Origin of the sequence: Microbacterium bandirmense (assembly GCF_037204185.1) — a bacterium.
GTDB lineage: Bacteria > Actinomycetota > Actinomycetes > Actinomycetales > Microbacteriaceae > Microbacterium > Microbacterium bandirmense.
Genome location: NZ_JBBDGM010000009.1, coordinates 52,044 through 75,366, shown reverse-complemented (window position 1 = coordinate 75,366; position 23,323 = coordinate 52,044). Strand labels below are relative to the sequence as shown.

General features: G+C 69.2%; 24 protein-coding genes and 2 tRNA genes. 13 read left to right on the top strand and 13 right to left on the bottom strand.

Annotation, left to right across the window (positions count from 1 at the left end):
• The first annotated feature begins 37 nt into the window (after positions 1–37).
• The 3 genes from WDU99_RS11765 (at position 38) to WDU99_RS11755 (ending at position 2,460) form a co-directional block, all read left to right on the top strand.
• A complete protein-coding gene (locus WDU99_RS11765) occupies positions 38–682 on the top strand; it encodes a TetR/AcrR family transcriptional regulator (RefSeq protein WP_337332652.1) in 645 nt (214 codons plus the stop codon).
• 2 nt (positions 683–684) lie between these two features.
• Positions 685–2,304 (top strand): acyl-CoA dehydrogenase family protein, encoded by a 1,620-nt coding sequence (locus WDU99_RS11760; protein WP_337332651.1) that lies wholly within the window; start codon positions 685–687, stop codon positions 2,302–2,304.
• Between the two features lie 84 nt (positions 2,305–2,388).
• Positions 2,389–2,460 (top strand) — tRNA-Thr (locus WDU99_RS11755).
• Between the two features lie 61 nt (positions 2,461–2,521).
• On the opposite strand, the gene WDU99_RS11750 is transcribed toward WDU99_RS11755, so the two are convergent.
• The gene (locus WDU99_RS11750; protein WP_337332650.1) at positions 2,522–2,659 is read right to left on the bottom strand and encodes a putative transporter small subunit; all 138 of its coding nucleotides are present in this window, start codon (positions 2,657–2,659) and stop codon (positions 2,522–2,524) included.
• A gap of 1 nt (position 2,660) precedes the next feature.
• A complete protein-coding gene (locus tag WDU99_RS11745) occupies positions 2,661–4,328 on the bottom strand; it encodes a sodium:solute symporter family protein (protein WP_337332702.1) in 1,668 nt (555 codons plus the stop codon).
• A gap of 473 nt (positions 4,329–4,801) precedes the next feature.
• Between WDU99_RS11745 and WDU99_RS11740 the strand changes: the two genes are divergently transcribed.
• Together WDU99_RS11740 and WDU99_RS11735 are read left to right on the top strand one after the other, a co-directional pair.
• Positions 4,802–5,401: an isochorismatase family protein gene (locus WDU99_RS11740; protein WP_337332649.1), complete on the top strand. Its 600-nt coding sequence runs from the start codon at positions 4,802–4,804 to the stop codon at positions 5,399–5,401.
• Positions 5,398–5,970 (top strand): DUF1697 domain-containing protein, encoded by a 573-nt coding sequence (locus WDU99_RS11735; RefSeq protein ID WP_337332648.1) that lies wholly within the window; start codon positions 5,398–5,400, stop codon positions 5,968–5,970. Before WDU99_RS11740 ends, WDU99_RS11735 begins: the two co-directional genes overlap by 4 nt.
• A 52-nt stretch (positions 5,971–6,022) precedes the next feature.
• On the opposite strand, the gene WDU99_RS11730 is transcribed toward WDU99_RS11735, so the two are convergent.
• From WDU99_RS11730 to WDU99_RS11720, 3 genes are read right to left on the bottom strand one after another with little or no spacing between them, the layout of a single operon-like run.
• Positions 6,023–6,742: a hypothetical protein gene (locus WDU99_RS11730; protein WP_337332647.1), complete on the bottom strand. Its 720-nt coding sequence runs from the start codon at positions 6,740–6,742 to the stop codon at positions 6,023–6,025.
• 56 nt (positions 6,743–6,798) lie between these two features.
• Positions 6,799–8,115, bottom strand: coding sequence for a sensor histidine kinase (locus WDU99_RS11725; protein WP_337332646.1), 1,317 nt, complete (start codon positions 8,113–8,115; stop codon positions 6,799–6,801).
• A gap of 2 nt (positions 8,116–8,117) precedes the next feature.
• Positions 8,118–8,795 (bottom strand): response regulator transcription factor, encoded by a 678-nt coding sequence (locus WDU99_RS11720; protein WP_337332645.1) that lies wholly within the window; start codon positions 8,793–8,795, stop codon positions 8,118–8,120.
• Between the two features lie 55 nt (positions 8,796–8,850).
• Between WDU99_RS11720 and WDU99_RS11715 the strand changes: the two genes are divergently transcribed.
• Together WDU99_RS11715 and WDU99_RS11710 are read left to right on the top strand one after the other, a co-directional pair.
• A complete protein-coding gene (locus WDU99_RS11715) occupies positions 8,851–9,510 on the top strand; it encodes a YigZ family protein (protein ID WP_337332644.1) in 660 nt (219 codons plus the stop codon).
• Between the two features lie 288 nt (positions 9,511–9,798).
• On the top strand, positions 9,799–10,341 hold the full coding sequence (locus WDU99_RS11710) for a CGNR zinc finger domain-containing protein (protein WP_337332643.1): 543 nt from the start codon (positions 9,799–9,801) through the stop codon (positions 10,339–10,341).
• A 42-nt stretch (positions 10,342–10,383) separates the two neighbouring features.
• On the opposite strand, the gene WDU99_RS11705 is transcribed toward WDU99_RS11710, so the two are convergent.
• Positions 10,384–11,211 (bottom strand): serine hydrolase domain-containing protein, encoded by an 828-nt coding sequence (locus WDU99_RS11705; RefSeq protein ID WP_337332642.1) that lies wholly within the window; start codon positions 11,209–11,211, stop codon positions 10,384–10,386.
• A 113-nt stretch (positions 11,212–11,324) separates the two neighbouring features.
• On the opposite strand from WDU99_RS11705, the gene WDU99_RS11700 reads away from it, so the two are divergent.
• Positions 11,325–11,396: transfer RNA gene (locus WDU99_RS11700), tRNA-Lys, on the top strand.
• Between the two features lie 130 nt (positions 11,397–11,526).
• On the opposite strand, the gene WDU99_RS11695 is transcribed toward WDU99_RS11700, so the two are convergent.
• Positions 11,527–12,186 (bottom strand): fasciclin domain-containing protein, encoded by a 660-nt coding sequence (locus WDU99_RS11695; protein ID WP_337332641.1) that lies wholly within the window; start codon positions 12,184–12,186, stop codon positions 11,527–11,529.
• Positions 12,187–12,348: 162 nt separating this feature from the next.
• Here WDU99_RS11695 and WDU99_RS11690 point away from each other — a divergent pair, with 162 nt between their 5' ends.
• From WDU99_RS11690 to WDU99_RS11680, 3 genes are read left to right on the top strand one after another with little or no spacing between them, the layout of a single operon-like run.
• Complete coding sequence (locus WDU99_RS11690; RefSeq protein WP_337332640.1) at positions 12,349–14,055, top strand: cytochrome c biogenesis protein CcdA; 1,707 nt, start codon at positions 12,349–12,351, stop codon at positions 14,053–14,055.
• A gap of 37 nt (positions 14,056–14,092) precedes the next feature.
• Positions 14,093–14,692: an ECF RNA polymerase sigma factor SigK gene (gene sigK, locus WDU99_RS11685; protein ID WP_337332639.1), complete on the top strand. Its 600-nt coding sequence runs from the start codon at positions 14,093–14,095 to the stop codon at positions 14,690–14,692.
• The gene (locus WDU99_RS11680) at positions 14,689–15,468 is read left to right on the top strand and encodes an anti-sigma factor (protein WP_337332638.1); all 780 of its coding nucleotides are present in this window, start codon (positions 14,689–14,691) and stop codon (positions 15,466–15,468) included. The genes sigK and WDU99_RS11680 overlap by 4 nt, the downstream gene beginning before the upstream one ends.
• A gap of 82 nt (positions 15,469–15,550) precedes the next feature.
• Here the strand turns inward: WDU99_RS11680 and WDU99_RS11675 are convergent, their stop codons facing one another.
• Together WDU99_RS11675 and WDU99_RS11670 are read right to left on the bottom strand one after the other, a co-directional pair.
• Positions 15,551–16,918 carry a glycosyl hydrolase family 18 protein gene (locus WDU99_RS11675; protein WP_337332637.1) on the bottom strand — a complete coding sequence of 456 codons (1,368 nt, stop codon included), beginning with the start codon at positions 16,916–16,918 and terminating at the stop codon, positions 15,551–15,553.
• Positions 16,804–17,307 (bottom strand): hypothetical protein, encoded by a 504-nt coding sequence (locus tag WDU99_RS11670; RefSeq protein WP_337332636.1) that lies wholly within the window; start codon positions 17,305–17,307, stop codon positions 16,804–16,806. The genes WDU99_RS11675 and WDU99_RS11670 overlap by 115 nt, the downstream gene beginning before the upstream one ends.
• 150 nt (positions 17,308–17,457) lie before the next feature.
• Between WDU99_RS11670 and WDU99_RS11665 the strand changes: the two genes are divergently transcribed.
• Together WDU99_RS11665 and WDU99_RS11660 are read left to right on the top strand one after the other, a co-directional pair.
• Positions 17,458–18,087 (top strand): DNA-directed RNA polymerase subunit beta, encoded by a 630-nt coding sequence (locus tag WDU99_RS11665; protein WP_337332635.1) that lies wholly within the window; start codon positions 17,458–17,460, stop codon positions 18,085–18,087.
• A gap of 170 nt (positions 18,088–18,257) precedes the next feature.
• Positions 18,258–19,139, top strand: coding sequence for an aminotransferase class IV (locus WDU99_RS11660; protein WP_337332634.1), 882 nt, complete (start codon positions 18,258–18,260; stop codon positions 19,137–19,139).
• Positions 19,140–19,223: 84 nt separating this feature from the next.
• Here WDU99_RS11660 and WDU99_RS11655 read toward each other — a convergent pair whose 3' ends face one another.
• The 4 genes from WDU99_RS11655 to pstC all read right to left on the bottom strand — a co-directional run bounded on the left by WDU99_RS11655 (position 19,224) and on the right by pstC (position 23,214).
• Complete coding sequence (locus WDU99_RS11655; RefSeq protein WP_337332633.1) at positions 19,224–20,120, bottom strand: type IV toxin-antitoxin system AbiEi family antitoxin domain-containing protein; 897 nt, start codon at positions 20,118–20,120, stop codon at positions 19,224–19,226.
• Between the two features lie 221 nt (positions 20,121–20,341).
• A complete protein-coding gene (gene pstB, locus WDU99_RS11650; protein WP_337332632.1) occupies positions 20,342–21,121 on the bottom strand; it encodes a phosphate ABC transporter ATP-binding protein PstB in 780 nt (259 codons plus the stop codon).
• A 25-nt stretch (positions 21,122–21,146) separates the two neighbouring features.
• Positions 21,147–22,253, bottom strand: coding sequence for a phosphate ABC transporter permease PstA (pstA, locus tag WDU99_RS11645; RefSeq protein ID WP_420064009.1), 1,107 nt, complete (start codon positions 22,251–22,253; stop codon positions 21,147–21,149).
• A 1-nt stretch (position 22,254) separates the two neighbouring features.
• Positions 22,255–23,214, bottom strand: a complete 960-nt coding sequence (gene pstC / locus WDU99_RS11640) for a phosphate ABC transporter permease subunit PstC (RefSeq protein WP_337332631.1) — start codon at positions 23,212–23,214, stop codon at positions 22,255–22,257.
• Positions 23,215–23,323 lie beyond the last annotated feature (109 nt).

Genomic DNA, 23,323 nt, shown 5'->3' with positions numbered 1-23,323 from the left:
CGTTCAACACCTGGGTGACCGCTGCGAGGAGGCACGGATGGCACATCGCCGAGAAGCAGGGCGCCGCGAGGACCTGATCGAGGCCGCGACCGCCATCGTGCGCGACTCCGGTTTCGGCGCCGCATCGGTGAAGGCGGTGACCGCGCGAGCGGGCATGAGCGCGGGGTCACTGTACAGTTACACCGCCGGGCTCGACGACCTGCTGGCGGAGGTGTTCCGCCGCATCGCCGGTGCGGAGATGGCGGCGGTCGACCAGGCCGTGGCGGCCGCCGAGCCTGCGGACGCCACCGGCCGGCTGATCGCCGTGATCGAGATGTTCGCGACGCGGGCGCTGCGCGGTGGTCGCTTCGCGTGGGCCCTGCTGGTCGAGCCTGTCGGCCGAGCGATCGACGAGGAACGACTGATCTATCGCCGCGGCTACGCCGGCATCCTCACCGAGATCGTGATGCACGGCGTGCGCGAAGGGGAGTTCGCGCCGCAGGATCCGCGGATCACCGCCGCCGGGCTCGTCGGAGCCATCGGCGAGGCTCTCGCAGGGCCACTCGCGCCGGTCACGATCGACGACGATGTGCCCGATGCCATCGTCGCCGCGATCACCGCACTCTGCCTGCGCGCGGTCGGCGCGCGGTCGGCATCCGACACCACGTCCCGAGCCGGATCCGCCGATCCACGCGGCGAGTGATCGTGAGCACGCACGAAGTCTTCAATCAGGCCCCCGCCCGTGTGGGGATCGACGAGTACGCCGCCAACGTCGCCCTCGTCGAGGGTGTGACGCGGCACGACGCGGGGTGGGCGGCCACCGCGCTTCATGCGACCGGGACGCACGTCGGCACGGCCGAGTTCCAGCACCACGCGCGCCGTGCGAACCGGCACAAGCCCGAGCTGCGCACGCACGACCGCTGGGGTCATCGCATCGACGAGGTCGAGTACGACCCGTCGTACCACCGCATCATCTCGGCGGCCGTCGCCGACGGAGCGCACACCAGCGCGGTCGCCGACCCGCGACCGGGCGCGAACGTCGCCAGGGCCGCGACCTTCATGCTGTACGCGCAGATCGAGCCGGGGCACGCCTGCCCGGTGTCGATGACGCACTCCGCGGCCCCCGTCATCGCGCAGCATTCCGAGGTCGCCGCCGAGTGGATGCCGCGGCTGCTGTCGCGCTCGTACTCGGCCGACCTCGCGCCGGGCAAGACGAGTGCGCTGTTCGGCACGGCGATGACTGAGAAGCAGGGCGGGTCCGACGTGCGGGCGAACACGACCGTGGCGGTGCCGATCGGGGGAGGGCGCTACGAGCTGACCGGCCACAAGTGGTTCTGCTCCGCCCCCATGTCGGACGGCTTCCTCGTGCTCGCCCAGGCCCCCGGCGGCCTGTCGTGCTTCCTGCTGCCGCGGCTGCGCGAGGACGGCACCCGCAACGCGATGCGCATCATGCGACTCAAGGACAAGCTCGGCAACGCGGCGAATGCATCCAGCGAGGTCGAGTACGCGGGCGCCGTCGGCCATCTGCTCGGTGAGGAGGGTCGCGGCGTGCGCACCATCATCGAGATGGTCACGAACACGCGGCTGGACTGCATCCTCGGCTCCCTCGCCGGCATGCGCCAGTCGGTCGCCGAGGCCGCCTGGCATGTGCGGCACCGGGCCGCCTTCGGGCGGATGCTGATCGATCAGCCGGCGATGACCGGGGTGACCGCCGATCTGCAGCTCGAGGTCGAGGGTGTCACCGCCGCCGCGCTGCGCCTGGCCCGTGCGTACGACGACGATGCGTCCGCGCAGGACACCGCCTTCGCGCGTCTGGGCACGGCCGTGATGAAGTACTGGGCGTGCAAGCGCGGTCCCGCACACGCCGCCGAGGCGCTGGAGTGTCTGGGCGGCAATGGCTACACCGAGGACTTCCCGCTGGCGATGCGCTACCGCGAGCAGCCGGTCATGGCGGTGTGGGAGGGCTCGGGAAACGTCATCGCCCTCGACGTGCTGCGGACGCTCAGCCGCGAGCCCGAGGCCTTCGAGGCGTTCGACGCCGAGGTGACGTCGGCGCGCGGGGCGGATGTCCGTCTCGACGCGCACCTGGACCGCACGCGTGCGCTGGTGCGATCGGTGGCGTCGGATGCTGCCACCGAGGGCCGTGCCCGCGGGCTGGTCAGCGCACTGGCGCTGGCGCTGCAGGGGGCGCTGCTGGTGCAGCACGCCCCGGCCGCCGTGGCGGACGGGTTCATCGCCTCGCGCCTCGGCGAGGATGCCGGCGGGTTCCTCTTCGGCGAGTTGCCGGCGGGAGTGGATGCCGCGGCGATCGCCGCGCGGGGCTGAGATGGCCGATGAGCCACCGCCCGGTTTCGCGGTGACGGCCTCGGCATAGTAGGATCGTTGATCGTGCCGCGGTTCACCGCGCACGCCACCTTAGCTCAGTGGTAGAGCATCCCACTCGTAATGGGAAGGCCGTCAGTTCGATCCTGACAGGTGGCTCGCAAAAGGCCCGGGATGCTCAGCATCCCGGGCCTTTCTCGTGCTTCAGCCGGCGGCGCGATCAGATGATCGAGCGTCCCTCGGCCTTGGCCTTCTTGGCCTCCTTGACGAAGGCGCGGACGATCACGGTGAGGGTTCCCGCGACGATCACGGGCCACACCAGCACGTAGGCGGTCAGTGCGATGGTCGACAGTTCCATGTCAGTTACTCTCGTTCTCGACGTTGAGCGGCTGCTCGGCTTCGGTCAGCTCGGCGAGCTCGGTGTTCAGCTCGTCGGTGTCGACGGAATCGAAGTCGCCCGTGCGCTGCTTGATCAGGTCGAAGTCGAAGTCCTCCTTCTTGCTCGGCAGGGTGAGGGTGACGCAGACGATGGTCGAGACCGCGTAGGCGATGAGCGAGCCCGACAGCACCGGGTAGGTGTGCAGGAACCCGATCGCGAAGGGGGCGGATGCCAGTGTCGCCACCACTCCCACGATGAGCGCCACGCGCTTGCCGAAGAAGCCGAACGCCATGAGCCCCAGCACCACGCCGATGCCGATCGTCGAGAGCACATCCGAGACGATCCCGATCGGGCCGGTGAGGTCGACCCACTCGAAGCGCACCGGCAGGAACGCAGCGAGTGCGACGACGACCGACACCGAGAAGGCGAGGTTGGTGACGCGGTTCCAGTAGAAGCTCGCGATCACGGGGAACACCAGGGCACCCCACAGTGCGCCGACGAACACCAGCAGGTCGAGGATGTTGAACTGGCTGCCGGCGAAGTAGAGCCCGGCCACCATCGCCACGACCATCGTGATGCGGCCGATCAGCACCATCGTGCGCGGGTTGGCCTTCTTCTTGCCGGCGATGTTCTGACCGTAGATGTCGGCCATCACGATCGACGACAGGGCGGTCAGATCGGCGTCGGCCGTCGACGACAGCGAGCCGATGATCATCACGAAGAACACGCACAGCAGCAGCGGTGACAGGTATGTCGCGGCCATCTGCGGGATCAGGTTGTTCACGTCGCCGCCCTCGGGCGTGATCCCCGCGTACAGGGCGATGACTCCGAGCATCCCGATGCCGATGATGGTGGCGCCGTAGCCGAAGGTCGCGGTGATGAACGTCTTCTTGATGAGGTCCTCGCGCACGGCGAACAGGCGCTGGGCGATGGTCTGGTTGCCGATCGCGTAAGCCAGCACGGCGGCGATGTACGGTGCGCCCTGGTTGAAGAACGCATCCGACGAGAAGAAGTCGCCCTGCTGCGGGGTGAGGTTCGACGCACCGGTCTCGAACAGGCTCGGCCCGCCGGCGGCGAAGAACACCACCGGGATGATCACGATCACCGCGCCCAGCATCGCGCACACCTGCGCGAAGTCGGTCAGCACCGAGGCGCGGAAGCCCGACCACAGCGTGTACAGCAGCACGCCGGCGCCGATGGCGAGGATGCCCTGGCTGAACGTGAACGGCGAGAGCATCGAGATCAGCGCGCCACCGGCGATGAGGTTGGAGGTGAGGCTGATGACGCTGCCGAGCACGTTGGAGCCGGCGAGCATCAGCTGGCTGGAGCGGCCGTGCCGAGCGAACATCACCTCGGCGATGGTGTGCGCCTTCGGCGCGACCTTGCGGATCCGCTTGCCGAAGGGGTAGATGAGCAGGATCATCAGCGCGCCCCACAGCCCGTAGTGGATGGGGCCGGAGATGCCGTAGGTGTAGCCGGAGGTGGCGGAGGCGTACATCGACGACGCCCAGATCCAGGTGGCGGTCATGGATGCCGCCGAGATGCCGAACCCGATCTTGCCGCCGCCGGTCATGTAGCCGTCGGCGTTCTCGGTGCGCTTGCGGATGCGCAGCGACATGTACAGGCTGCCGCCGAAGAACAGCAGCATGAGCAGGACCACGATCGGTCCGGAAAGTGTTTGCAGGGTTTCCACGTTTTTCTCTCTGGTCGAAGGGCCGGCGGTGAGACCGGAGCACGGGGACGGGAGAGTGCTAACGGGAGGGCAGAGTGGCCTTGAGGGGCCCGGAGATGAGGGTGAGGTCGGGTGCAAGAGCGGGAGTTGCGCAGGCCGGCATACAGTTCCTATCGTCAGTGAGCACGCGCGCGGCATCACCCCTCGCCCGGCGAGGTGATTCGCGCATGCGCGAACGGCGCAGCCGTCCGTGCGGGAGCCGGAAGGAACACGGCGCTGCTCACGACGAGGCGCAGTCGTGGCGCGCCCTGCAGGCGGGGCATCTGATGCCCCGAACGGGCGGGCGCTCGCGAACGGCGGCAGCGCAGCGAGCGTATCCGGCCCGCTTCTCCAACGTACCAAGCGGGGTGGGCAAGTCAAATGCGCACAGCTCGGCGTACCCTCGAAGCATGACCAGGGCACTGTTGATCGTCGATGTGCAGAACGACTTCACCGAGGGCGGAGCGCTCGCGGTCGCGGGCGGTGACGCGGTGGCATCCGCCGTATCCGAGCTGCTGACCGCACGCGCCTCCGACTACGCCGTCATCGTCGCGTCGCGCGACTGGCATGACGCCGATGGCGACAACGGCGGGCATTTCGCCGCCGAGCCCGACTTCGTCGACTCGTGGCCCGTGCACTGCGTCGCCGGCACCGCGGGGGCCGACTACGACCCGCTGCTGGTTACCGACGCCATCACGCATCACGTGCGCAAGGGGCGGGGCGTGCCCGCGTACTCGATGTTCGACGGGACGACCGAAGAGGGTGCGAGCACCGCCGAGGTGCTGGCCGCGCACGGGGTGACCGACGCTGACATCGTCGGCATCGCGACCGATCACTGCGTGCGCGCCTCGGCGCTGGACGCCATCGCACACGGCGTGCACGTGCGGGTGCTCACCGACCTGACTGCGGGTGTCGGCGAGGAGTCGAGCGAGCGGGCGCTGGCCGAGCTCGCGCACGCGGGCGCCGTGCTTGCCGTGAGTGCGGATGCCGTCGACGGCGACGCCCTGTGACAGGCACCGCCGGGGCTGAGCGCTGCGCGCTGCTGCTGCGTGCTGTGAACGTCTCGGGCACGGGCCGGGTGCCGATGGCCGAGTTGCGCTCGCTGCTCGCCGAGCGCACGGAGCTGCAGTCGGTGTCGACGTACATCGCCAGCGGGAACATCATCTGCGAGGTCGACGGCGATCATGCCGCCGCCTGTGCCGAGGTGCGGATGCTGATCGCCGAGCGCTTCGGCGTCGACACTCCGGTCATCCTGCGCACGCACGATCAGCTCGTCGCGGCGCTGGCGGCGAACCCGTTCCCGGACGCTGCGCTCGACAAGATGGTGCACGTGATGTTCCTCGAGGACGCAGCCGCTCCCGGGGCGGTCGAGCAGTTGACGCCACGCCTGCAGCCGGGGGAGCGGGCGGCGCTGATCGGGCCCGACCTGTGGATCGACTACGGCGATGGCGGCGTGGCTTCGACGAAGCTCACCAAGGGCGTGCTCGATCGTGCGTTGGGCACCGCCGGCACGGCGCGGAACCTGAACACGCTCCGCAAGCTCATCGAGCTGACAGCGCCGGCCGACGCCGGGACGTGAGAAATGCCGACGCGGCCCGTCAGGCCACGCCGGCATTCGGCGGATCGCGCGGTCAGTCGTCGATCTCGACCGTGACTGTCTTCAGATCGGCGGTGAGCTCGACCTCGACGTCGCGGCGGTCGTCGAGGTCGAGGTCCACCTCGTAGCGCTTCGAGGCGTCATCGCTCGTCGAGATCGAATCGACGGTGCCCTCCATGCCGGTCTCGGCGCTCGCCGCCGACTGGGCCGCGGCGAGGATGTCGCCGAGCTGCGCCAGGTCGAGCACCGGGTCGTCGCTGCGGTCGTCATCGTCGTCATCCGTGCGCACGGCGCCGTCGGGGCCGATGAAGACCTCGACCTCGGTGCCGTCGGTGCGCAGCACGTCGAATTCGTAGCCGCGCCACTTGACGTCGATCGAGGTGACACCGGTGCCGTCGACGTGCGCGATGGCCTGCTCTGCGGCGGCGCGCAGCGTCGCGGGATCGGATGCCGGCGCGGCGGCGTTCGACGAGCTGCTCTCGCCCCGCTCATCGACGGTGCCGTCGTCATCGCTGACGTCGTCGGAGGCGTCGCGGTGCGCACCATCGTGATCGGCGACCTGAACGCCGACGCGGTCGTCGTCATCGTCGTCATCCATCGCGGCGCCGACGGCGTACGCGCCGCCGCCCATGGCGATCAGGGCCGCCGCGGCGCCGAGGCCGATCAGCAGGTTGCGGCGATGCCGCGGCTTGTGCTCGGTCGTGGCCGGGGTCGCGTCCTCGGACAGGGGCTGGGTGTTCTCGCTGCTGTTCATGACTCCACTCTGCGACGCGGCCGGTGAAGCGCTGCTGAAGAGTGCTGAAGGCGTCTTCAGGACGCCGTGCCGGGCAGCGACAGGGTGAACAGCGCGCCCCCTGACGCGCCGTCGCCGACGGTCACGGTGCCGCCATGCGCCAGCGCGACCTCGCGGACGATGGCGAGTCCGAGACCGCTGCCACCGGCATCCCGGGCCCTGGCCTCGTCGAGCCGCGCGAAGCGGTCGAAGACGTGCTCGCGCTGCGCGGGCGGGATGCCCGTGCCGTCGTCCTCGACCTGCAGCACCACCTGACCCTCGCGTTCCGCCACGCGGATCGTCACCAGGGTGCGCGCGTGGCGCGCGGCGTTGTCGACGAGGTTGCGCACCGCCCGTGCCAGCAGCGGCTCGCTGCCGAGCACGCGTCCCGGTCCGATCCCGCGTGCGTCGACCCCGACGCCGATGCCGTGCAGCCGCTGCGCCTCGGCCAGTGCGAGGTCGTCGAGGTCGGTGAGTGCCATCGCGCCCCCTCGCCCCTCGTCGAGCCGCGCGAGCACGAGCAGACCTTCGACGAGCTCCTGCATCCGCGCCCCCTCGTCGAGCACCACGCCGCTCAGGTTCTCCAGTGAGCTGGCCTCGGGGTGGGCCTGCGCCAGTTCGGCGTGCTGACGGATCGTGGCGAGCGGGGAGCGCATCTCGTGCGAGGCGTCGCTCACGAACCGGCGCTGCGTGATCTGCGAGTGCTCGATGCGATCCAGCATCCGATTCATGGTGCGCGCGAGCGCACCCAGCTCGTCGTCACGCCCGGCGTCCACACGCCGGTCGAGATCGGTCGCGTCGATCGCGTCGACCTGAGCGCGCAGCCGCTCCACAGGCGCGAGCGCACGGCTGGCGACGACCCACAGCACCACCCCGACCAGCGCCAGCACGAGCGGCACGGCGACCGCCAGCACGACGCCGGTCGCGGCGACCGCGTCATCGACGACCTCCAGCGAGCGGGCGACGGTGAGTGCCCCCCGGTCGCTGTCGGCGCCTGCCGCCAGGTAGGGGTCGCCGTCGACCTGGACGCGCACCGTGGTGTCTTCGGGCACGATCGGCAGAGCAGACGCGTCCGAATCGTTGACCTCGTCGCGGGGCCCGTCGTCATCGTCGTCCGTGTCGCCCTGCACGCGCACCAGCACGTCGTCGTCGATGTCGTCGATGCTCATGTCGCCATCATCGAGTCGGTCCGAGATCGTCTCGAGGTCCTGCTGCAGGGTCTGCGCGACGCCGTCGGTGAGCGAGACCCGCACGAGCTGCACAGCCACGACCGCGCCGAGCACCAGGGCGATGGCCACCACGATCAGCGCACCGAGCGTGAGCCGGGCGCGGATCGATCTCAGCGGCGACGCCACCGTCAGTCGCCCGTGCCGGACAGTCGGTAGCCGGCGCCGCGCACGGTCTGGATCGCGTCGCGCCCGAACGGGCGGTCGATCTTGGTGCGCAGATGCCCGATGTACACCTCGACGATGTTCGCATCGCCGACGAAGTCGTCGCCCCACACGTTGGCGATCACCTCGCGCTTGGTCACGACCTCACCGCGGCGGCGCAGCAGGAAGTCGAGCACGGCGAGCTCCCGCGCGGTCAGCGAGATCTCCTCCTCACCGCGGAACACTCGCCGTGCGGCGGGGTCCAAGCGCAGGTCGCCTGCCTCGAGCACGGCGGGCCGCTCGCGTGCACCCCGCCGCACCAGCGCGCGCAGCCGAGCCACGAGCACCGGATAGGAGAACGGCTTGGTGAGCCAGTCGTCGCCACCGGTATCGAGGCCCTCGACCTCGTCCCACTCGCCGTCCTTCGCGGTGAGGAACAGCACCGGCGTCCAGTCACCCTCGGCGCGCAGCGCCTGGCACACGCGGTATCCGCTCATGCCGGGCATCATGACGTCTAGCACGATCGCGTCGTAGTCGCCGTCGCGCGCGCGGTCGAGTCCGGCGAGGCCGTCATGGGCGACGTCGACGACCATGCCCTCGGCCTCCAGTCCGCGGCGGATGCCGTCGGCGAGCCGCACCTCGTCATCGACCAGCAGTATCCGCATGCTGACAGTCTGTCGGCTGGATGCTGAAGCGCAACTGAAGCCATAGCCTGGAGCGGTGTCCGATCGCTCGCTCTCGCTGCCCGCGAGCATTGCGGCGCCCGTCGATCATGAGCTGGTGATCAAGAAGTCGCGATTCCTGACGCACGTGGCGCCGGTCACCTCGCCCGAGCACGCCGACGCGGTCATCGCCGAGATCAAGAAGCGGTTCTGGGACGCGCGGCACAACTGCAGCGCCCAGGTGACGGGCCTGCACGCCGACCGCGCTCGCTCATCGGATGACGGCGAGCCCTCCGGCACCGCCGGGATCCCGATGCTCGAAGTGCTGCGGCGGCGGGACCTCACTGACGTCGTGGCGGTCGTCACCCGCTACTTCGGCGGCATCAAGCTCGGCACCGGCGGGCTGGTGCGCGCCTACTCGTCGGCGGTGTCCGAGGCGCTGGATCTCGCTTCGCTCGTCGATCGGATGCTGCTGTCGCAGGTCGCGATCCCGGTGGCGCACGCCGACGCCGGGCGGATCGAGAACCTGCTGCGTGCGTGGGTCACCGAACACGGCGCCGTGTTCGGTGAGACGACGTACGCTGCTGTGGCGGAATTCGAGGTGTGGGCGCCGGCTGCGGAGGTCGCCTCCCTCTGCGCGGAGGTGGCGGAGGCCGCCGCGGGCGCTGTGTCGGCGTCTGTCACGGGCGCCGAGCGCGTCATCGACGTGCCGCGCTGAGGAATCGGCGGTCGGCATCACCCGCCGGAGACTGCCGGGCGACCGCATCGCCTGCTCGAACGGCCCGCGACTTCCGCGCTCTGGGGTACGGGAGGCAGGCCCGTGCTGTCATCAAGGTCGACCCGCCGGGTGCCGCAGGCCGCGCAGTGGACGTACACGACCACGCCCACGGACGTGCGATGCGAGGATTCGGTGACCCAGCCGTGCTCGTGCAGCGGCGTGCGGTTCGGGATCCTGATGGGCAAGGTGCGTGATGCGGTCATGCTTCCACGGTGATGTAATGGCCTTATGCATCTCAACCCTTACGGCGAGTACGCTGTTCTGCTGGCGGCTTCCCTCGCCAATGACTGGCCGCAAGACCGTGATGGCATCGAGCAGCGCGCACGCGAATTCGGCATGACGATGACGTTCGACTCGGTATCCGACGACCACGCCCGCACCCGTGCCGTCCTTGATCGCTGGCTGGCGGTCGTGGACGCCACCGACGACGCGGCGCGAGCCGCTGCGCTGAACACGCAGATGGCCGCAGCGGCCGCCTACCCGCAGTTGACGGATCACGACGGGGAGGGGTGGCATCTGCACTACCGTGATGCGGGCCGTTCGCTTCCGGATGTGCTGGAGGCGGTCTTCAGCGTCGGCACCGCCCTTCATCTGACCGAGCGGGGGATGCACCGGCTCGGGCGTTGCGCAGCCTCACCCTGCACGAACGTGTTCGCGGATGTGACGCGCAACGGTCGCCAGCGCTACTGCTCGGTGCGCTGCTCCAACCGCGACGCGGTGCGGAGGCACCGAGCACGTGGCGGGGAGCCGAATGTCGGTCTTGAATCCTGAGAACCGACGTTCGGCTCCCAGTCGCCCTGTCACGCGGTCTGCTCAGTCTTGCAGGGCCTCGAGTACAGCATCCGAGAACGGCGGCCAGGCCTCGACCGCCCACGGGCCGAAGTCGCGGTCCGCGACTGCGACGCAGGCGATGCCGGCCTGCGGGTCGACCCACAGGAACGTCCCGGACTGCCCGAAGTGGCCGAAGGTCGCGGGGGAGTTGCCGCTGCCCGTCCAGTGCGGGCTCTTGCCGTCGCGCAGCTCGAAGCCGAGCCCCCAGTCGTTCGGACGTTGCGTGCCGTAGCCGGGCAGCACGCCGTCGAGGCCGGGGAAGGCGACCGTGGTCGCCTCGGTGAGCGTCTGCGCCGCCAGCAGTGTCGGATGCTGCAGTTCGGCGGCGAAGCGGGCGAGATCGGCGACGGATGCCACGGCGCCGGCCCCCGCCGAGCCGTCCAGCCGGGAATCGGTCATCCCGAGCGGAGCGAACACCGCCTCGTCCAGGTACGTCGCGAACGGGATCTCGGCGCGGGCGGCCAGGGTGTCGGCGAGCACGTCGAATCCGCGGTTCGAGTAGATCCGCCGGGTGCCGGGGGCTGCGCGCACCTTGTCCTCGGAGAAGTCCAGCCCCGAGGTATGCGCGAGCAGGTGCCGCACCGTCGATCCTTCCGGCCCTGCCGGATCCTCGAGGGTGAACACTCCCTCCTCGACGGCGATCAGCGCGGCGTACGCCGTCAGCGGCTTGGTGACCGAGGCGAGCCGGTACGGCTGCGAGAGGTCACCGTGCGAGGCGAGCACGGCACCGTCGGCGGAGATCACGGCGGCAGCGGCGTTCTCCACCGGCCACTGCTCGATGCGGGTCAGTACGTCGTCGAGAGCGCTCATGTCCTCGATCCTCCCACGGGTGCACGGGACGTGGTCGGATGCCTTCCGAGCGCGCAGGGGAATGCTGTGGTTTAGACTCGGACGCGGTGCCGGCGACTCATGCGCCGGCATCTGCCCCCGTAGCTCAGAGGCAGAGCAACCGGCTTTTAACCGGTGGGTCGGGATGTCGGAATTCCCCGGGGGCACTTCTTGTACTCACCACGAGAACGTGCCCGCCGACGAGTCGACGGGCACGTTACCCGGGAACGAAGCTCCCCTCCCGCTCGCCCCGTTCACTGGCCTGCGCGTCGTCCCCACGGCGCACGGGCCGGTCTCTCACTCGGCCGGGGGCATCAGCACCGAGTCGATCAGGTAGACCGTCGCGTTGGCGGTCTGTACACCACCGCAGATGACGTTCGCGTCGTTGACCATCCACTCCTCACCCGAACCGGTGACCTCGACGTCAGCGCCCTGCACGGTGGTGTGCATGCCCTCGATGTCGGCGGGAGCGATCTGGCCGGGGACGACGTGGTACGTGAGGATCGAGCTCAGCGTGTCGGCGTCGGTCTTCAGCGCTTCGATGGTGGCGGGGTCGATCTTCGCGAAAGCGTCGTCGACGGGTGCGAACACCGTGAACTCGTCGCCGTTGAGCGTATCGACGAGGTTCACGTCGGGGTTCAGCTGGCCGCTGACCGCGGAGACGAGCGTGGTGAGCAGCGGGTTGTTGGATGCTGCGACGGCGACGGGATCCTGGGACATGCCCTGGATCGAGCCATCGCCATCCGGAACCTGCTCGGCGTAGGCCTCGCAGCCGGGACCGACCAGGTTCGCCGCCGGGTCCATCATGGGGTCCGTCGCCTCCTCCGTCGCCGCGGGCGCGTCGGGCTCGGCCGGCGCCGACTCGGTCTCGCCGCCCATCGAACATCCGGCCAGGACGAGTACGCCGGCGAAGCCGAGCGAGAGAGCTGCGGTGATCTTCTTCTTGGTGCTGAGCATTTCAACCTCCGGGGATTCGGTGCCGCGGTGAACCCGCGGCGTTGGAGGTTGTTCGGAGACCCATCGCGATCGGATGGGATCGGAGCGAGATAAGTTTCAAGTCCGTCCGGCGCCAATCCGATCCCGGATCAGATCCGAAGAATCAGCGACGGAAGGCGGATCATGGATCTGATCATCATCGGGCTGCTCGGCGGTCTCATCACCGGCATCTCACCGTGCATCCTGCCGGTGCTCCCCGTCATCTTCCTGACGGGTGGGGCGCAGTCCGCGAAATACGACGGCGAGGTCACTCCGGCTCGTCGCAGCCGTCCCTATCTGGTGATCGCGGGCCTCATGCTCAGCTTCAGCCTGGTCACCCTCGTCGGCTCGCTGATCCTCGGCCTGCTCGACCTGCCGCAGGATGTGATCCGCTGGGTCGGCATCGCCGTGCTCCTGCTGCTCGGCATCGCGCTCATCGTCCCGCGCCTGGAGCAGCTCCTCGAGAAGCCGTTCCAATGGATCCCCCGCAGAGAGGTGGCCAACCGCGGTGGAGGGTTCGGTGTCGGACTCGCGCTCGGCGCAGTGTTCGTCCCGTGCGCAGGGCCGGTTCTGGCGGCCATCATCGTCGCCGGGTCCACCGGGCGGATCGGCATCGACACCGTGCTGCTCACCGTGTCGTTCGCCATCGGGGTCGCCGTGCCGCTGCTCTTCTTCGCCCTCGCCGGGCGGGGCCTCGTCGAGCGCATCCGCGCCTTCCGCACGAGGGAGCGCGCGCTGCGGATCACCGCCGGTATCGCGATGATCGCGCTCGCCGTCGGGCTGGTCTTCAACGTTCCGCAGATGCTGCAGCGACTGCTGCCGGACTACACCGCCGGCCTTCAGCAGGATCTCGCCGAGCGCCAGGGCGACGCTCTCGACCTGGGTGGACTCGTCACCGATGAGAACCGCGAGCTCGACAACTGCACGAACGGCGCCACGGTGCTGGAGGAATGCGGAACCGCGCCGGCCATCCGCGGCATCGAGGCGTGGCTGAACACGCCCGAAGGCGCGGCCATCGATCTGCAGGATCTGCGCGGAGAGGTCGTGCTGATCGATTTCTGGGCGTACTCGTGCATCAACTGCCAGCGCTCCATCCCGCACGTGGTGGCCTGGGACGAGACGTATCGTGACGCCGGTCTGCGCGTGATCGGCATCCACTCGCCGGAGTACGCCTTCGAAAAGCAGATCGGCAACGTCCGCGCGGGAGCGGAGGACTTCGGGATCGAATACCCGGTCGCGCTCGACAACAGCCTGTCCACCTGGACCGCGTACCGGAACCGGTACTGGCCCGCCCACTACCTGATCGACGCGGACGGCACCGTGCGGCACATCAGCTTCGGCGAGGGCAACTACGCGGCCACCGAGAAGATGATCAGAGAGCTGCTGCAGGACGCCGACCCCGGCATCGCGCTGCCTGAGCCCACCGAGGTGACCGACACGACGCCGGAGATCGGATCGACCACCCGTGAGACCTTCCTCGGCTGGTCCAAGGAGGTCAACTACGGGGGAGCGGGTGACTACGGCGCCGGCCGGGAGGAGTTCGAGTTCCCCGGGGCGATGCCGGAAGACTCGTTCGCGCTGGACGGCCGATGGAAGGTCGACACGCAGTACGTCACCCCCGCGGCAGGCGGCGAGGCGGGCATCCGACTGTCGTACCGGGCATCCGAGGTGCGCGTCGTGCTCGCCGGTTCCGGCGAGATCGTCGCCCGTCTCGATGACGGCACCAGCACGACGATCCGGGTGGACGGCACGCCCCGCTCGTACCCGCTCGTCGAGGGCGAAGCCCACGACGGCATCCTGACCCTCGAACTCACGCCGGGAGTGCGCGCCTTCTCATTCACCTTCGGGTGACGGAGTGGCGTGCGAGAGCGGGAGGAGCGGATGCGGCATGCTTGTCGAGATGGTCATCGATGGCGTGGACGTGCCTGAGGACGGCTCCGCGCGCGACGGTGTCGCCGACCTTCTGCTGCGCGTCGCCGACGGCGACCAGAGCGCGTTCGCCGAGCTGTACGACATGCTCTCCCCGCGGGTCTTCGCGCTGATACTCCGGGTCGTCGTGAATCGCTCGCAGAGCGAGGAAGTGCTGCAGGAGGTCTTCCTGGAGATCTGGCAATCCGCCGGGCGCTTCGCTCCGAACAGAGGGCAGGGAAGGTCGTGGGTTCTCACGATCGCACATCGCCGGGCCGTCGACCGGGTGCGCTCCTCGCAGTCCAGCGCCGACCGCGACGTGCGCGTCGGCATCCGCGATCTCGACGCCGCGCGCGACCTGGTCGCGGAAGAGGTCGAGTCGCGACTCGAAGGACAGCAGGTCGCCCGTGCCCTGGTCGCTCTGCCGGAGGCACAGCAGGAGGCGCTCGTGCTGGCCTACTACGGCGGATACTCGCAGAGCGAGATCGCCGCGCTGACCGGTGCACCGCTGGGAACGGTGAAGACGAGAATGAGAGACGGGATGTCGCGGCTGCGCGGCGAACTGGGGGTGTCGACATGAACGAGCAGGAGTTCTCCGAGCTCGCCGCCGGGCATGCCCTGCACGCGCTGTCGGATGCTGACGAGCGGCGGTTCCAGGAAGCCCTGGCGCAGCATCCCGAATGGCAGGCGCTCGCCGACGCCGATCTCGACACCGCGGCTGCGCTCGCCGACGCGCTGCCGCCGGTCGACGTTCCAACGGGCATCCGCGCGGAACTGATGAAGCGCATCTCGACGACCTCGCAGGGCGAGGACGCATCCCCGGCATCAGGTGCGGACGACCCGACGCCACCCGCCGAGCCGCCCGCCGACGCCGAACCGGCACCCGTGCGCGGCGTGCACCGTCGTCGCCGGCTGATCTTCGCCCTGGCGGCCTGCCTGGTGCTGCTGGTGGGCGTCGGCGTGGGGACGGCGCAGATCGTGTCGCAGCTGCAGCGCCCGGCATCGGTCGTCGCGCTGGAGCAGATCCGGTCTGCGGACGACGCCGAAGAGGCGACCGTCGACCTCGAGAGCGGCGGTTCGGCCACCGCGCACTGGTCGGATGAGCTCGGCAAGGCGGTGCTCGTCACGCGCGGCATCGACGACCTGCCCGACGACGAGAGCTATGAGCTGTGGTTCGTGCGCGGAGATCAGCCGATCTCCGCCGGCGTCTTCGACACCTCCAGAGGGAATGCGACCGCACTGCTCGACCAGCCGATGCAGGGCGGCGACGTGATCGCGGTGACCGTCGAGCCCCTAGGCGGTTCGCCGACGGGCGCTCCGTCCAGCGACCCGGTCATCGTCATCGCCACCGCATGAGCGACAAGTAGACGCGCGCCGGCGGGCAGCTTCCCACGAGCTGCCCGCCGACGCGCGTGTCAGCGGATCGACGGACCGGCGCTCAGCGCCACGGCCCCCACGCCGACCCAGGTGCCTCACCGCGAGTCCACCACTTGGCGGTGTAGGTCACACCCTCGTGGACGACCTGATCGCCCTTCGTGTAGATGGTGTCGTCATACCATTGCTGCAGCTCACCGGCATCCACGCCGCAGGCGGTCAGCGTGGCCCACGGCCCCGTCGTCGATGCGCCGGGCTCGGAGCCCTTCGCCCACCACTGCGCCTCAGACACCCTGCCGTCGAGGAACACCAGGTCGCCCGCACGGTACGTCGCGCCGGCGTTCCACGGCTGCGCATCGCCGCCGACCTCGCACAGCAGGGCACCGTCGCCCGCGACGGGCCCTTCGGCGGCCTCGCGCAGCACGGCGGCCGCTGCGATCGACAGGTCGCCGTCGACGTCCTGCCCGATGTCCCAGTAGTCCACGCCGCCCAGTCCGTTCGCGATCGCCCAGCGGGCCTTCTCCGCTGCGGCGGTCGGGTCGTCGAGCGACCAGAACTCCTGCCGTTCGGCGTCGTACGCCCAGGTGGCGTCGAACGATCCGTCGGCGGTGTATTCGTGGTGGAACTCGAGGTCGCGCGCCGACAGCTCATCCCAGGACAGCTGGCCGTGGCCTGCCGTCGCGGGTGTCCAGGGCTGCGGCTGGGCATCGCGCCACCCCTGCCCGTAGGCCGCCAGGCCCAGGTTTAACTGCCCAGGATCAACACCGGCGTTCACGTAGCTCGCCACGATCGAGTCGATGCCCAGGCCCCAGTTGTGGTCGGGGTCGCCGTGGATGTTCCCCTGGTGGCCGGTCTCGGCCGACCACGAGCCCCACAGGTCGTATCCCTGCAGGTTGCCGAAGTCGAGCAGCTTCCACAGGGCCGGATCGTTCCAGCCGCCGGCGCTGATCACCGTCGGGCTGGCGGGCACGAACGCGCTGAGCTCGTAGTCGTCGCCGGTCTCGGGCTCGAGAGCGTCGAGCTGTGCGCGCAGCTCGCCGACGAACGCGAGGAAGTTCGCCCTGTCGTTCTCGGGGTCGACGCTGTTGCCGACTTCCTGCGACCAGTCCGGTGCGCCGGGCCACTCCCAGTCGAGGTCGAACCCGTCGAAGATCCCCGCGGCCGCGCCGTCGCCACCGCGTCCGTCGATCTCGGGCAGATTGCCGCGGATGTACAGGTCGATGCACGATTCGGCGAGCCTCTCGCGCAGTTCGGGTGTCGCCGTCGCATCGGAGAACGACTTCGACCACGACCAGCCGCCCAGTGACACCAGCATCTTCATGTCGGGATAGAGGCGCTTGAGCTGCCGGAGCTGGTTGAAGTTCCCGGCCAGGGCCTGGTCGGGGGTGTCGGCGATCCCCAGCACCGATTCCTCGGCGGTGTAGCTGTGCACGAACTGTCGGCGTCGCCGGCGGTCTCGGTCTCGCCGGACGCCGGCGCGATGCCGTCGGAGATGAAGCAGGTGTAGGGATCGACGTCGGCGAGGCCCTGCGTGCCCGCGGAGATGGCGTCGTCGATGGCGCTCTGCGATCCGGCGATGTTGCCGAACGCGTAGTTCAGGTGGGTGAGGTTCTGGCCGGCGGGCGTGTCGATGAAGAGACGCTTGATGGTCGCGCCGGCTTCGCCGTTCGCGCGCCACTGGCCGTAATAGCCGACGTTGCGGTAGCCGTTGAGCGTCGTGGTCGGGGTGGGGTCGGATTCGGATGCTGTCGCCGGCGCTGCCACGAGCAGCGTTCCCGCGATCAGCCCCGCCGCCGCGAGGGCGGGGTATCGGTGCTTCACACAAACTCCTTCGGTTGCGATCAAGAACGGTTCGTCATTAATTAGGCAGTAGGCCTAACAAACAACGGTCCCAGTCTGGCAGGTTCCTCCCGCGAAGACCAGCAGCAGATCACCGCGCCCGTGCCCGACCACCGCGCGTACCCTGGAGGGATGCCCGAGCAGTTCCACCGCCCCGTCCGCCGACCGACCGCGGCCTTCGACAACCTCGTCGGACGCGAGGACCCGGCCGAGAAGTCGCGCGTGGCGCACGCGACAGCATCCGCTCTGCTCGAGCGCGCCCGCAGTGACGAGAGCGGCGTCGTCACCGACCGGCTGATCGGCTTCGCCGCCGAGCACGGCATCGATGAGATCGCCGAGCTGTGGTCGCACGCGCCGGCGCGTTCGCTGCCGGGGGCACTGTGGCGTCTGTACCTGCTGCAGATCGCGATCCGATCCGACGCGCCGCTCACAGCGCTGCTGTACGAGCGCGGAAGGCACGAGCTGCGCACGGCGGATGCTGTCATCGCCGGGGCTCCCGCGCCGGCGAACCCCGACGAGCTGGTCGCGCTGGTCGACACGATCCTGCGCGGGGTGTTCCGCGGCGACTTCGCCATCGCTCTGGAGCGTGCCTCGTCGTACTGCCGTGTGCAGGCATCCGGTGCCACGCACATCGCCGACGATTACGAGGCCACAGAGCCCGATCGGGCGGGTGAGCTCACCCGGCGTGCGCTGCGGCTGACGGCCTACGCCGAGGACCTGACGGCAGCTGCCGGCGCGTGGCGCCGTGGCAACCTCGTCTGACATCGCCGACGCGCGCCCGGATCAGGGCAGGAAAGAGCCGGACCGCAAGAACGCCTCTCGGCGGAAGGCCGCTCGCAGCGGCAGAATTTGGAGCCCGGGGTTATGCGGCCCGGCCGATCAAGTGTAACGCGTCTGAGGCGGTGGTATTCCCGGGGTCGTAGGCTGGGCGGATGGCACAGCGCTACGCACTCATGATCGCTCCCGCGGATGCGGCGGACACCCGCGACGACTACTCCGGCACCTTCACGCCGATCGACGTCACCGCCCCCGCGCTGAGCGTCGGAGAGCTGAGCACGCAGCGCGGCGACGGCGTCTTCGAGTCGATCGGCGTCGTCGACGGGCATCCGAACGAGGTCGAGGCGCACGTGCAGCGCCTGGCGCACTCCGCCCGGCTGTGCGACCTGCCCGCCCCGAACCTCGAGCAGTGGCGGCAGGCCGTCACGGCCGCCGCCGCACACGCGCCGCTGGGCGAGGGCGTGGTCAAGCTGATCCTCAGCCGCGGGGTGGAGCACGGCCCCGCACCGACCGCCTGGGCGACAGCATCCTCCGCGCCCGACTACACGGCTGTGCGCCGTGACGGGGTGCGCGTGGTGACGCTCGACCGCGGCTACGACCTCGGGGCGGGGGAGCGGGCGCCGTGGCTGCTGCTCGGGGCGAAGACGCTCTCGTACGCGGTCAACATGGCCGCACTCCGCGAGGCGCGCCGGCGCGGCGCCGACGATGCGGTGTTCGTCACCCGCGACGGCTACGTGCTCGAGGCGCCGACCGCGTCGCTGATCATCCGCTGCGGCGACGAATTCCTCACCACGGCGCCGTCGGCCGGCATCCTGCACGGCACCACCCAGCTCGCCGTCTTCGAACACCTCGAATCGCAGGGTCTCGCGACCCGCTATGCGAAGCTGTCGGCAACCGACCTGGCCACGGCCGACGCCGCGTGGCTGGTCTCGAGCATCCGTCAGGCGGTGGCGATCACGGCCGTGGACGGCGCGCCCCTGGCATCCGACCCCGCCCTCACCGCCGAGCTCAATGCGTTCCTGCTCTCGCCGCGCTGAATGCGGGCCGGATCACCGATGCACCGCCGGCCCCGCGGCGTGTCGCGGCGACGACGCGCCGACCGGCCCGGTGCTGATCAGTAATCAGACACATGTCGGACGGCGGTACAGGTGCGCCCCGACACCGATTCTCGCCAGGATCGCGGCTGCCACCGTCGGCCAGTCGTGCACGATCATTGCGTAATTGAAGCGCAGCGTCTCGTAGCCGCGAGCGGCAGCCCGTGCGTCACGCATCAGGTCCTTGTGGCGCAGTGAGATCTGCGGCCTCGCCGGATCGACCTCTCCGTCGTCATGGTTCTCCTTGCCGTCCGCCTCGATGATCAGACGATCTCCGATGACGAAATCCACCTCGCCGACCCCGTCGATCTGCACCTGAGTGCGCACCGAGATGCCGAGCCGGTGCAGGCGGAGGCGGATCAGCGACTCCAGTCCGCTGTCGGCGTCGGCACGGGCGAACCCGAGCAGCCAGCACACGGATTGAGGCACACGCTCTGCCAGCCATCGGATGTCGCCGACGCCCAGCATCGACTTGCGCAATGCGGACTCCAGGGCGCAGAAGAACGTCTCCTCCTCGGAACACTGGGCGATCTGAAGGAGCACGTTGCGGACAGGCGGGGGCTCGCCGAGCCTGCTCTCGCCGTCATCCCAGTGCGGGTGCGGCTCGCAGGAGTGACGCCCGCAGACCCGGGGATTGCCGGCATGGCCGAACCAGAGGTGCAGTTCGTCGCCGTCTTCCAGAATCCACAGTCCCAGCATCCGCCCCGCCGTCACGCAACTGAGCACTCCGCCGTGCTCGGCGGCGTGGATCCAGGAATCGTCCGTGCCGACGGCGGCGTATACGCCACGTCGCACCTTGCGGATCTCACCCGCCTCCGCCGCACGTGCGATCTCGCGACGTGACACACCCCGTGCGCGCAGATCGCCGGCACGGGCGATCGGACCGATTTCGGCGAGTGCTGTCGAGGCTAGTTGGAACGTCACCCGTCCGAGCATCCGACATCATGCGCTCGCGGAAGTGCACGATCCCGGTGACGGGGGACAACTTGGCTCGATCTGAAATTGTGCAGGACGAGTGAGTGTGCCGGATTACTGAAGAGTGGTCGTCCGCACGGCGTGTCGCACGCACGACACGCGGTCCGAACGGATGGCCGTCAGTAATCCGGCACGGGGCGCAGCAGTGCCGAAACCGGCCGCGCCGCGACCTACCCGAACCGGCCGGAGACGTAGTCCTCGGTGGCCTGCACGCTCGGGGTGGTGAAGATCGTCGAGGTCTCGTCGTACTCGATCAGCTTGCCGGGCTTGCCGGTGCCGGCGATGTTGAAGAACGCCGTCTTGTCGGAGACGCGGCTGGCCTGCTGCATGTTGTGCGTGACGATGACGACCGTGTAGTCGTTCTTCAGCTCGCCGATGAGCTCCTCGATCGCGTAGGTCGAGATCGGGTCCAGGGCCGAGCAGGGCTCGTCCATCAGGATCACCTCGGGCTCGACGGCGATCGCGCGGGCGATGCACAGACGCTGCTGCTGGCCACCCGACAGCCCCGAACCGGGCTTGTCGAGACGGTCCTTGACCTCGTTCCACAGGTTCGCGCCGCGCAGCGACCGCTCGACGAGCGAGTCCTGGTCGCTCTTCGACATCTTGCCGTTGTTCAGCTTGACGCCCGCGAGCACGTTCTCCTTGATCGACATGGTCGGGAACGGGTTCGGGCGCTGGAAGACCATGCCCACCTGCCGGCGCACCAGCACCGGGTCGACGCCGGGCCCGTACAGGTCGTTGCCGTCGAGCAGCACCTCACCCTCGACGCGCGCGCCGGGGATCACCTCGTGCATGCGGTTCAGCGTGCGCAGGAACGTGGACTTGCCGCAGCCGGACGGGCCGATGAAGGCCGTCACACTGCGGGGCTGGATCTCGAGGGACACGCCCTCGACGGCGAGGAAGTCGCCGTAGTAGACGTTGAGGTCGTTGACTTCGATGCTCTTGGACATATCGGGATTCCTTCGGGGGAGCGGCTCAGCGGCCGGCGGTCTTCGGGGCGAACCACTTCGCGATCAGGCGCGCGATCAGGTTCAGCAGCATGACGATCAGGATGAGGGTGAGGGCGGATGCCCAGGCGCGTGCGAGCGACGCGTCGGGGTTCGTGCCCTGATTCATGTAGGAGTTGTACGCGAACACGGGCAGCGTCATCATCTGGCCGCTGAACAGGTTCGTGTTCAGGCTGGCCGTGAACCCGGCCGTCAGCAGCAGAGGAGCCGTCTCGCCGATGACGCGCGCGATGGCGAGCATGACCGAGGTGGTGATGCCGGCGATCGAGGTGGGCAGCACGACCTTGAGGATCGTCAGCCACTTCGGCACGCCGAGCGCGTAGGCGGCCTCGCGCAGCTCGTTGGGCACGATGCGCAGCAGCTCCTCGCTGCCTCGCACCACCACGGGCACCATCAGCACCGCCAGCGCGAGGGAGCCCATGAAGCCCATCGAGATCCCTGGCCGGATGATCAGGGCGAACACCGAGTAGATGAACAGACCGGCCACGATCGAGGGGATGCCGGTCATCACATCGACGAAGAACGTGATGCCCTTCGCGATGCGCCCCCGGCCGTACTCGACGAGGTAGATCGAGGTCATCAGCCCGACCGGCACGGCGATCAGCGCGGCCATCATGGTGATGAGCACGGTGCCCCAGATGGCGTGCACGATGCCGCCGCCCTCGCCGACGATGTTGCGCATCGAATAGCTGAAGAACTCGGCGTCGAAGCGGGCGATGCCGTTGGTGACGACCGTCCACAGCAGCGAGATCAGCGGCAGCAGCGCGACCGTGAACGCGGTGGCGACCAGCGCGGTCATCAGCCGGTCGACGGCCTTGCGACGGCTCTCGGCGATCGAGGAGATCACCGTGATGAGCACCATGTACAGCAGCACGCCCACGATGACGGCGCCGGCGATGTTGAAGTCGGCGGGGTTGCCGGTGGGGGATGCCACGGCGAAGACGGCGACGGAGACGACGAGGGATGCCCCCAGCAGCGCCCACGGCGCCCAGCGCGCCAGGCGACCGGCGGTGAGTGGGGCGGAGTTGGTGGTCTGCGTCGTCATGACGGTTCGATCCGGGGTCTGCGTGGTCATGTCAGTTCGCTCCCGAGAACTCGGCGCGGCGCGAGACGATCCAGCGGGCCAGCGCGTTGACCGCGAAGGTCACGATGAACAGGATGAGACCCGTCGCGATCAGCGTGTTCACGCCGGTGCCGTGTGCCTCGGGGAACGCGAGGGCGATGTTCGCCGGGATCGGGGTCGGGTTGGTGGCGGTGAGCACCAGGAAGCTGTAGACGGCCGCGGGGGAGAGCACCATGGTCACGGCCATGGTCTCTCCGAGCGCGCGACCGAGCGCGAGCATCGTCGCCGAGACGATGCCGCCGCGGGCGAAGGGCAGCACGGCCATGCGCACCATCTCCCAGCGGGTGGCGCCGAGGGCGAGGGCGGCCTCCTCATGCAGCTTCGGGGTCTGCAGGAACACCTCGCGACAGATGGCGGTCATGATCGGGATGACCATGACCGCGAGTACGAGCGCGGCGGTCATGATCGTCTTTCCGGTGGACGACACCTGCCCGCCGAAGAACGGGACCCAGCTCATGTACTGGTTCAGCCAGGCGTAGATCGGCTGCAGCAGCGGCGCGAGCACCAGACCGCCCCACAGGCCGAAGACCACCGAGGGAACAGCGGCGAGCAGGTCGATGATGTAGCCCAGGAGGCCGGCGAGCCGGCGCGGGGCGTAGTGCGAGATGAACAGTGCGATGCCGATCGAGATCGGTGCGGCGATGAGCAGCGCGATGAACGAGACCCACACGGTGCCGAACACGAGTGGCCCGACGTAGGCCCAGAAGGAGCCTCCGTTCAGGATGTGGTTGTCGGTCGTGTCGGGCGCGAACGCGGGGATGCTCTGGATGATCAGGAACGCCGCGACCGCCGCGAGCACGACGAGGATGATGATTCCTGCGCCGAGCGCGGTGCCCGAGAAGACCCGGTCGCCGAGACGCTGCTTCGCCTTGATCGGGGGCGCGGTCCGCGCCGGCCTGGTCGTCGTGGTCATGTTCTCCTGCTGTTCGGGTGGAATCGGGTGGGGTGCGGATCGGATGCCGCGCCGTCGGATGCTGTATCGCGGACTCTCCGATGCCCTCGCGCCCGGTTGGGGTGCGAGG